We start from the raw sequence: 8641 nt of genomic DNA on the forward strand, positions 1-8641 counted from the left end.
TGACGGTGCGATCCGCACGAGCAGATAAAGAAAAGACGAACAAAAAACGAACAATGAGCGAAGGTAAGAAGGTAGTAATTGGGAATAAAAATAACTCTCGTTTTTGCAAGAAGTGCAAAAACGAGAGTTACAACGAATAATAAAAACTTATTTTTACTGGTTAGCAGTTTCTTTTCGGCGCTTTTTCTCTGCTTTTAGCAAAGTGAGTTCACGTCCTGTTTGCCCTGCTACTGAGGTATTTTCTTCGGCTCGGCGGATAAGGTAAGGCATCACTTCGCGCACGGGACCAAAAGGCAAATACTTGGCTACGTTATAGCCTTCCTTAGAGGCATTGAAGCTGATATGGTCGCTCATACCGTAGAGTTGTGCTATCCACACGCGTTTGTCGTTAGGTTGTAAGCCTTTTTTGTGCATCAAATCCATTACCAGGGCAGCACTTTCTTCGTTGTGAGTACCTGCAAAGAGCGCAATCCTATCGATATGGTCAATAATATAGCGCACAACAGCGTTATAATTATCGTCGGTTGCTTGCTTGCTGGGGCAAATGGGAGAGGGATAGCCTAGCTCGGCAGCGCGTTCGTTTTCTTTTTCCATATAGGCACCTCGTACGATTTTTACGCCTATGTAGAAGCCTTTATCTACCGCACGTTCATAAAGTTCTTTTAGGTAAGGCAAACGGTCGTGGCGGTACATTTGCAAGGTATTGTATACGATAGGTTCTTCTTTGTTGTACTTCAGCATCATCTCTTCTACGAGGTCATCGGCAGCAGTTTGCATCCAGCTTTCTTCGGCGTCTACCAAAATAGGAATTTTATACTCGTAGGCGCGCTTGCAGGCTGCGTCGAAACGAGATTTGATGCGCTCCCATTCTTCTTCTTCTTCAGAGGTAAGGGCTTTTTTCTCGGTGAGTTTTTGGAAGATGGCAAAACGCCCAAATCCCGTAGGTTTAAATACCACAATAGGAATACCTTCGTCGCGATGGAGATTACCAAAATCGATGGTTTCCATTGTTTTTTCGAAAGTAGCTTCGATAGAGGATTCGTCTTCTTTACCTTCTACGGAATAGTCGAGCACAGAGCCTACTCCTTTTTGATGCATCTTTTGGATTACGGGAAGGCAGTCTTGTTCGGAGATACCTCCGCAGAACTGCTTAAAGACGGTGCGCTTGATGAGTCCTTCGACGGGCAGGCGCAGTTTTAAGAAGAAGTTGGTAAGGGCAGTGCCCACACGAGTAAGGGTATTACTGCCAATAAGTTTAAAAAGGCGGTAAGCCCAGTTGAGTTCGGATTGGCTTTTGAGGGCAAAAGCGGTTTGGGTATCGGAAAATCTACTCATAATATTTTAATGATTAAAGGTTAGTTGAGGCAAAGTTACTATTATTTTTGAAAGAAACAAACTTTTTCTTAATTATTTTTATCACTGTATTTACCACTAATCATTAACTATTCAGCATTAGCCACGAATCATTATCGTTTAAGTCTGTTTTTCTCGTCTTCTGCTCCTGTGTTTCTTATATTGTCATTCACTTTTTTACCTTTGGCAAAATCATAATTGATACCAATATAAAAACTACGGGTGTTAAATTTATAATAAGATGTATTATAAATGCCGTTGAAATCGTATTCGCTTTTAGAACGAGAGGTGTTAAATATATCATCTAATGAAGCTTTTAACTGAAAAGAATCAGAAAGAGGAATCATTAGGTTAAAGTTGAGCTGGTGATTGTAATAGTTTTTGATATACAAACTCTTATTGGTTGAGGTATATTGGTAAGTGAGAGAGGCTTCGATATCTTTGGGGAGGTAAAATCGCTGTGAGGTGTAAAACTCGGCATATAAGGAGTTGAAAGCATTCCCTAAATACTTGAAGTTAAAATACCCTCCTGTGAATTTTGTATTGCACTCCCACCAATCGGTGAACTTAGTAAAACGGGATAGGAACAAAAACACATCGTTTTTATAACCTACATTCTCGGGGCGAGTAGTTATTACGCCAGCAATAGCGGTAGGAATGTTAAGTACATTTTTTTCGGAATAGCGGTAAGCCACAGCCATATCTACTTTTTTCCACCTATAACCCGATTGCAACGTATATCCTTCTATGGGACTTAAATCTTTATTACCTGTATAGGCTTCAGTAGGAGAACTTTTGATATAGGTAGGGTTGAAAAGACTGTAATTCACCCTGCTGAACCATCGGCGAGCGGAAAAGAAGAGGGTTTCTTTGCCGAGCTTGGTAGTATAGAGGGCATTGAGTGACCATTGTGTGTTGTCGTTATGGAAATTATCTAAGTGATTGCTAAACGTATTGTAATTATATTCAGAACGTAAGCCTATTGAGAACTTTGATTTTTGAGTAAGAGGGAAGGCGTAATTGGCAAAAGTGGCGAAGATGTGTTCTTTGAAGTAGAAATCCTTAGAAAAGTTAGTGTTTTTTAACTTCTGGGTAGGAAAAATATCAAAATAAACAAACTCATCTTGATTGTCTACCAATGAATAACGCAATCCAAGTACTAAGTTCTGCTTTTCTGAAGGGTATTTAGAGGTAAAAAACTTACTCCAAGTAGTTTTGAAGGCGTAAACATCGCTGTAAGAATATGAGTCTCGCTCGCTATTTTCTTCGGTAGTTACTGTGCGGTAATAAATATCTTTTTCAGTAAGAGGACTTTCATACTTTTTCTTAACCAAGTCTAAGGCTATTTTGATATTTGAACCTAAGGAGTCAGTAGTGCGGTCGAAGTTCAGTGAGAAAGAGTGGTCATTAGATATGGCATCCACCTTGCTGTTTACAGTAAAATGATGGTTAAGCACATTGTTGTTATACACATTAGTTAAACCATTGTATTCTTTGTCGGCATCAGCATCATAATTATAGATATACAGGAAGCTAAGAGTAGATTTTTTATTGAAATAGTAATCTGCTCCCAGTGTTATTCCGTTTTCTTTCCGCTTTAACTGTAGTTCTGAGGTTTTTTGATAAAGTATATTGTTATTTCTCAAAAGAGATTGTTCTTTATCATCGCTAAAAGAGTGATGCCGGCTGTGGTATAGGTTAGTAAAAAGACGATATTTGTCAGTAGAATAAAACAGTGTTGCATCGTCTGTATAACCTAATTTTGGGTCGTAAAAAAAATTGTGACTTAACGAGCCTACCCAGCCGTGTTTTACAATAGTAGTTATTTTTATGACGCCTGCTTTTGAGCTATCAACACTGGCATCAATCTTATCAACCACTTCAATACTTTTAATACTCTTGACGGGTATCTTATTTAAGAAAAACGCTATTTTGTCTTTATCGAGGTGTAATTCCTTACCATCGAGCATTATTAAAATATCGTCATTGCCATAGATTTTCAAGCCATTAGTAGTGGAGATGCTGGGAGCATACTCTAAAATATCGGTCACCGAAGAACGATAGGCGAGCCGTGTGCCTGTTACTTCAATAAGAGAGCCCGTTTCAGTAGGGATGACAGGATTTTTCCGACCGGTAACGGTTACTTCTTTAAGGTTTTCTACTTTCTCGGTAATCACAATATTGCCTAATGCGATATTCTTATCTACCATTAGCTCTTGCTGAAAAGGCTCATAGAAAATAGAAACCACATTTAGCTGGTATTGCCCTGCTGAAAGGTTTTCAAAAGAAAAAGTACCCTTTTCATTTGAAGCGGTAGTATGCACAACTTTGCCCTGCGAGAGGAGCTTAACGACACAGTTGTTCACAGGTTGTTCTTTACTGATTAGGTTTCCTGTAATGCTATATTGCGAAAAAGCGCACAAAGGGAGGCAGAATAGGCAAAATAAAATGGTTGATTTCATATAGCATTAATTATTTAATCATTAACTATGGATAGCGCGGTTTTCGGTGGTAGCAAGGGCGGCTTCCTTTATTGCTTCGGTAAAGGTAGGGTGAGCGTGGCAGATGCGAGCGATATCTTCGGCACTGGCGCGGAACTCCATTGCTGTAACGGCTTCGGCTATCATATCGGCAGCACGAGCTCCAATGATGTGTACGCCAAGCACTTCGTCGGTTTGGGGGTCAGCTAAAATCTTTACAAAGCCGTCGGTATCCATACTGGCACGGGCGCGCCCTAAGGCACGAAAGGCAAATTGCCCTACTTTATAGGCGATGCCGTCAGCTTTTAGTTGCTCTTCACTTCTGCCTACTGAAGCTACTTCAGGCCAGGTGTAAACAACACCAGGGATATGATTATAGTCGATATGTGGTTTTTGTCCAGCGAGTTGTTCTACTACCAATACGCCTTCTTCTTCGGCTTTATGTGCGAGCATAGCCCCGCGTACTACATCACCTATGGCATAGATGTTAGGCACATTGGTTTGCAGGTGGTCGTTTACTATTACCTTACCGCGCTCGTCTTTCTGTACACCTGCTACTTCGAGGTTAAGACCCTCGGTATAAGGGCGACGACCTACGGCTACTAAGCAGTAATCACCTTTAAGGGTAAGCTCTTCGCCTTTGGGGGTGGTAGCTTTTACAGTTACCGTTTTGCCCTTGCGAGTTACTTCTTTCACCTGATGACCTGTATAGAAAGCAAAGCCTTGTTTTTTGAGTACTTTGGTAAGTTCGCGCCCTAAGCCTCTATCCATCGTAGGGATAATGCTATCGGTGTATTCTACTACCGACACTTTAGCTCCTAAGCGACTGTATACTTGCCCCAATTCCAAGCCTATTACGCCCCCACCAATTACGATGAGGTGTTCTGGTACTTCTTTTAGCTGGAGGGCTTCAGTAGAAGTAATAATACGTTCTTTATCGACTGTAATAAAAGGTAAGGAGGCAGGTTTAGAGCCGGTAGCAATAATGGTGTGCTTGGCTTCTATGGTCTCTGCCTTGCCTTTATTAGGAGTAATCTTAATTTGTGTGGGTGATACAAAGCTCCCTACCCCGGTAAAAACGTCTACTTTGTTTTTCTCCATTAGGAATTTTACCCCTGCGCAAGTTTGCTCTACCACAGCTGCCTTACGAGCAATCATTTTCTCTAAGCTAAACTTTACTTTGCCTGTGATTTCAATACCGTGGGCTTCGAGGTGTTTGGAAGCGTCTTCGTAGTGGTGAGAAGAGTCGAGTAAGGCTTTAGAAGGGATACAACCTACATTAAGGCAAGTGCCTCCTAAGGTATTATATTTTTCAATAAGGGCAGTTTTAAAGCCCAATTGACCTGCGCGAATAGCGGCTACATAACCGCCAGGACCTGAACCGATGATAACAATGTCGTATGTTTTCATATTACTTAGTTTTTTTGAAAGGCAAAGTTAGGCTTTATAATTGATATTTGCAAGTAGTTTTTCACTTTTTTCTACCCGCATAGAAAAAGGGACTATCCTTTTTAGGACAGTCCCTTTTATATATTCAGTAATTAGATATTACTTTTTAGATTGTTCTTTAGTATGGTCAGCTTCGTCCTTTACAGTGTCGTAAATGAGAGGAGCTGCCACGAAGATAGAAGAGTAAGTACCGATGAGTACCCCGATAATCATTGCGAACATAAAGCCACGCAAGGTTTCACCACCAAAGATAAAGATAGTAACGAGTACTGCCAAAGTAGTGAATGAGGTGTTCAAGGTACGGCTAAGGGTAGCGTTGAGCGCGTGATTGATTTTCTCTCTTGACCAATGAGGTTCACGCATTACTTCCCTGATACGGTCGTAGATAATCACCGTGTCGTTTAGTGAGTAACCTACTACTGTAAGGATAGCCGCGATAAAGGCTTGGTCGATTTCCATATTGAAAGGCATAATGCTATAAGTGAGCGAATAAATACCAAGTACCATTAGCACGTCGTGCGCTGAAGATACAATCGCACCCATAGAGAACTGCCATTTGCGGAAACGGAATAAGATATATAGACCAATTACAATAAGAGAACCGATAACTGACCAGAATGCACTGCTCTTAATGTCCTCGGCAATAGTAGGTCCTACTTTCATAGATTGCATAATACCAATCTTATCAGTAGAAGAGGCTTTAGCGAAACTATCGAATGAAGTTCCTTCGGGTAAGAATTTCTGTAATCCTTTGTACAAGAGCTCTTGTATTTCATTATCTACCTCAGTGCTTTCTTCTTGTACTTTATACTTAGTAGCGATTTTCACTTGGTTAGGAGCACCAAAAGTCTTCACTTCCACATTTCCTAAAGTAAGTTTGAGCGCATCGGCTACTTGGGTAGGATTAACTTCTTTTTCAAAACGAATTTGGTAAGTTCTACCACCTACGAAATCGATACCTTGGTCGAGACCACGAGTAGAAAGAGAAATGATACCTATTATTGATAGGATAATAGAAAAAGCATATCCTATTTTGCGCTTGCCGATGAAGTTGAGATCTACATTTTTGAACCAGTTCTTAGTAATAGGAGTGGTGAAAGTAAGTGTGTGTTTTTTCTCAACGCTATAGTCGATAAACAAGCGAGTGATAAAGATAGCGGTGAACAAAGTAGTTGCAATACCAATAAGCAAGGTAGTTGCAAAACCTTGGATAGGACCACTACCAAAGAACAACAAGATAAGAGCAGTAAGCGCTGTAGTAATGTTAGAGTCTAAGATAGACGACAAGGCGTGTTTGAAACCATCAACCACTGCTTGATTGATGTTTTTACCTTTGCGCAGTTCTTCTTTCGACCGCTCGAATATCAGCACATTCGAGTCGACTGCCATACCAATGGTAAGCACGATACCCGCAATACCAGGGAGCGTAAGTACAGCTTCTATACTTGCTAACACTCCAAATATAAGGAGTATATTGAATACCAAAGCGAGGTCGGCATAAATACCCGCACGACCGTAGTAGAATATCATCCACGCAAAGATGAAGATAGTAGCGATAAGGAAAGAGTTCATACCGCTATCGATAGCTTCCTGTCCTAAAGAAGGTCCTACGATTTCAGATTGTACTATATCAGCACTTGCGGGTAATTTACCAGCACGGAGCACGTTAGCAAGGTCGACAGCTTCATTTAAAGTAAAATGCCCTGTAATTTCAGAGCGACCTCCTGAAATAGCGCCTGTAGTTACTCCTGGTGCTGAATATACGATGTTATCGAGTACGATAGCAATATTGGTGTTTTGAGTAAAAGCTTTACCTGTAAGTGCTTCCCAAATGCGCGCTCCTTTACCGTCCATTTGCATAGATACGGCAGGCTGGTTGCGAACATCGTAGGTTTGTTCGGCTTGGGTTACTACGTTACCTGTAAGAGGAGGGGTGTTATCGCGGTTACCTTTTAGGGCATAAAGTTCGATAAGGGAGGTCTTTTTATCAGGTTTACCCCAAGCGAATTTTACATACTGCAATGAAGCAGGAATCAAATGTTTTGCTTCAGGAGAATTGATATAGCTATTTACTTGAGCAGTATCTTTTAAACTTACTGTAAAAAGTACTGGAGAACCTTCATAAGAATTAGCTTTGATAAGGTCAAACAAAGGATTTCCTTTTCCTGATTGAGTAGGAACAGAATCCTTCTTTACATCAGTAAGTAGAGAGTCGATAGCACTACTACCTGATTGAGTAGCAGCTGTGAGCGTATCTTTTACTTTATTTGTAGTTTTAGCAGTAGATTTAAGTTGCTCGTTGAGGGCTTGTAAATAAGGGAAAACATCGGTATTCTTATAAGTTTCCCAGAACTCAAGCTGAGCGGTACTTTGCAAGAGTGATTGCACACGAGTGATATCTTTAGCACCAGGAAGTTCTACAAGGATACGACCTGAGTTACCAAGACGCTGGATATTAGGTTGAGAAACGCCAAATTTATCGATACGTTTGCGCAATACCTCGAAAGCAGATACGATAGACTCGTCTACGCGCTTTCTGATGATAGGGCGCACCTCACTATCACTCATTTGGAAGTTGATTTGGTCGCTGAGGGTTTTATTAGCGAACACATCGGGGGAGGCTAATTTACCTCCGTTCTTAGCGTAAGCCTCGAAGAACAAATCCAAGTAGGTTTTGTCGGTTTTGCGGAGCTGTTCATCGGCTTCGGCTAATGATTTGTTAAAGATAGGGTCTTTGGAGTTGTCAGCAAGACCTCTCAAGATGTCTTTTACGGAAATTTGCAGAATCACGTTGATACCGCCTTTAAGGTCAAGACCGCGGTTCAATTCTTTAGCTTTTACTTCACCATAAGTGAATTTTGTAAAACCGAGGTTATAGACATCTTGCCCCATTTTATCGTCCAAATACTTAGCTTCTATAGCTTCGCGTTTAGCGATATAGTCAGCTTGAGTATTAGGCACTTTTGCCTCAGCGAATGCTTTGGCTTCATCTTCTACTCTACCTGCCACGTAGGTGAATGAAAGCTGATAAATACATATTAGCCCAAACAATATGGCAAATAGTTTCACAAGTCCTTTGTTTTGCATTTTTTTAATTAAATAATTTACTTATTTTATCTCTTCAAACGGCAAAGATATATATTTTACTGAACATAGAAAAATAAAGTCCTAAAAAATTATATTTTATTTATATTTGAAAGGCTGGCATAAGGGGTATATATTCTTATATATTTATTGATTATCAAATGGATAAATGAGTTTAATACCACAATGCCAAAAATGCTAATAATACCGATTGTTTAATGATTAATGATTAATTTGAGAGAAGCTTATAGGAAAGACGGTGCGAGCCGCACGGG

Annotated in this window: 4 protein-coding genes; all 4 read right to left on the reverse strand. The window is 40.4% G+C overall.

From position 1 onward, the window contains the following. Window positions 1-153: 153 nt before the first annotated feature. Window positions 154-1335: a proline dehydrogenase family protein gene (locus tag HMPREF9078_RS02345; RefSeq protein ID WP_009419120.1), complete on the reverse strand. Its 1182-nt coding sequence runs from the start codon at window positions 1333-1335 to the stop codon at window positions 154-156. A gap of 131 nt (window positions 1336-1466) precedes the next feature. Then, window positions 1467-3815 carry an outer membrane beta-barrel family protein gene (locus HMPREF9078_RS02350; protein ID WP_009419121.1) on the reverse strand — a complete coding sequence of 783 codons (2349 nt, stop codon included), beginning with the start codon at window positions 3813-3815 and terminating at the stop codon, window positions 1467-1469. A 21-nt stretch (window positions 3816-3836) separates the two neighbouring features. Next, window positions 3837-5243, reverse strand: a complete 1407-nt coding sequence (gene lpdA, locus HMPREF9078_RS02355; RefSeq protein ID WP_009419122.1) for a dihydrolipoyl dehydrogenase — start codon at window positions 5241-5243, stop codon at window positions 3837-3839. A gap of 138 nt (window positions 5244-5381) precedes the next feature. Next, complete coding sequence (secDF, locus tag HMPREF9078_RS02360; protein ID WP_009419123.1) at window positions 5382-8369, reverse strand: protein translocase subunit SecDF; 2988 nt, start codon at window positions 8367-8369, stop codon at window positions 5382-5384. Window positions 8370-8641 lie beyond the last annotated feature (272 nt).

Origin of the sequence: Capnocytophaga sp. oral taxon 380 str. F0488 (assembly GCF_000318255.2) — a bacterium.
In the GTDB taxonomy this organism is placed as follows: Bacteria; Bacteroidota; Bacteroidia; order Flavobacteriales; family Flavobacteriaceae; genus Capnocytophaga; species Capnocytophaga ochracea.